The organism is Kiloniella litopenaei, from assembly GCF_000982415.1.
Taxonomy (GTDB): domain Bacteria; phylum Pseudomonadota; class Alphaproteobacteria; order Kiloniellales; family Kiloniellaceae; genus Kiloniella; species Kiloniella litopenaei.
The window spans coordinates 1-2,367 of sequence record NZ_LANI01000016.1 but is presented as its reverse complement, the minus strand read 5'-3'; the positions used below and the strand labels follow the sequence as shown (position 1 = coordinate 2,367).

Below are 2,367 nucleotides of genomic sequence, written 5' to 3'. Positions count from 1 at the left end.
ACATCACGGCTCTCGCCAACACCCAGATCCTGGAAAGCTGAGCCCGGATCAAAGCTATAGCTGCCATCAGCATTTACAACAACTGAGCCCTCACTCGGGCCTGTCTTCAGGCTGTAGCTCAGCGTATCACCATCAACATCACTGGCAGACAGAGTACCTGTAACAACGCCGCCGTCTTCAACAGCTGTGTTAACACCAGAAACAGCTACCGGAGCAGTATTTTCTATAACAGGAGTTACAACCGTACCATCAGGTAATTCAAAAGAAACTCTACTTTCTTCATCTAAAAACCAATTCTCTATAGTTAGAATCTTTTCACGAACCGCTTCGAAACGTTTTGTATATATCCCCAGACCATCCCCGTCTTGTTCATCAGAGGCCCAGGTAACAACATAACTACCATCTGACAAAGCAGTTACGCTTGGCTTCATTGCGTAAGTGCCTAAGCTAAAACTCTGATTTGAAACAAAATCATTAACTTGAATTTCACCATCTACGGCCTCTCCTTGGGCATTAAAATGCTGTAAACGCACTTCTGATTGGCCATACACAAACTGACTAAGCTCACGAGAATAATAAGTAGCTCCCTCTAAACATTGCCATGTAACGACATATCCACCGTCCGGTAATGCTATGACGGAAGGAAAGTTTTGATAATCGTTTGTAACAGTATTAACCTGTGTTTCCCCTCCTAAAGGGTTTCCGCTTGCATCATACCTTTGCAAATAGACTCCAGTACCGCTTCCATCCTGCTCATACGATGTCCATGTAATTACATAGCCACCATCAGATAGGGCTGTGATGGAAGAATCTTTTTGGTTTCCATTAGTATAGGTATTTACTTGGGTTTCTTCACCTAGAGGGTTACCACTTGCATCAAACCTCTGGAAATAAACTCCATGTGCATGACCATCCTGACCATAAGAAGTCCACGTAATTACATAGCCACCGTCAGATAGAGCTGTGATGGAAGAATCATATTGCATATTATCTGTGTAACTATTGGCCTGGGTTTCTCCACCTAGAGGATTACCACTTGCATCAAACCTCTGGAAATAAACTCCATGTGCATGACCATCCTGATCATAAGAAGTCCACGTAATTACATAGCCGCCATCAGATAGAGCTGTGATGGAAGAATTGTTTTGGTTCTCATTAGTATAGGTATTTACTTGGGTTTCCTCCCCAATAGGACTACCCGTAACATCAAAACGCTGAGAAGATACACCTCTAGCATTCCCGTCGCTGTACGAATGCCAAGTCAGGACATAGCTCCCATCAGCAAGTTCTGTCGATGAAAGTTCAGCAACAGTACCACTTTTTAATAAACTTTGATTACCCACTAAGTTACCGTTGGCACCATACCTTTGGGAATAGAGGCCATTACCGAGTTCACCATCTCCGTTCCAAAAGACAATATAACCTCCATCGGATAGTGACATAATGGAAGGCTCTTTCTGCTCCCCGACTGTGTAATCATTGACTTTGATTTCACTGCTTGACTTACGATGCTTTACGACAAGTGAATCCCCTGATCTGGAAAAATATAATTCATCACTGCCGATGCCTTCACCAAAAATGACTTTACTTTCAAGGCCAGTGTTGCGGACTACATCTTCTCCATCACCAAGATTATATCGATAGATATCTCCGCCGTTATTGCCGCCTATAAGCAGATCATTTCCTCTACCACCAATTAACTCATCTGAACCAGAACCACCCTGTAAAACGTCATCGCCTCCATAACCAAAAATCTGCTCACTAGCATTGGTCCCGATTAAAGTGTTATCATTTTCATCCCCATGGATTTGTTTCACATTACTACCACTCACAGTGATAACAACATTCTCGGTTGCAACACCGCCGTTTCCATCGGAAACATCATAGGAGAAACTTACATCTCGGCTCTCGCCGACACCAAGATCCTGGAAACCAACACCCGGATCAAAGCTGTAGCTGCCATCCGTATTAACAACAACAGAACCCTCACTCGGGCCTGTATTCAGGCTGTAGCTCAGCGTATCACCATCGATATCACTGGCAGACAGAGTACCTGTAACGACACCACCGTCTTCAACAGCTGTGTTAACACCGGAAACAGCCACAGGACCATCGTTACTACCACTCACGGTAATAACAACGTTCTCCGTTGCAACATCGCCGTTACCATCAGAGACATCATAGGAGAAGCTCACATCTCGGCTCTCGCCAACACCCAGATCCTGGAAGGCTGAGCCCGGATCAAAGCTGTAGCTGCCATCAGCATTTACAACAACTGAGCCCTCACTCGGGCCTGTGTTCAGACTAAAGCTCAGCGCGTCACCATCGATATCACTGGCAGACAGAGTACCTGTAACAACACCACCG

General features: G+C 44.9%; 1 protein-coding gene. It reads right to left on the bottom strand.

Annotation, left to right across the window (positions count from 1 at the left end; genetic code table 11):
• Nucleotides 1-2,367 (bottom strand): Ig-like domain-containing protein (locus tag WH95_RS11030; RefSeq protein WP_046506979.1); only part of this gene is annotated, 2,367 nt, incomplete at both ends.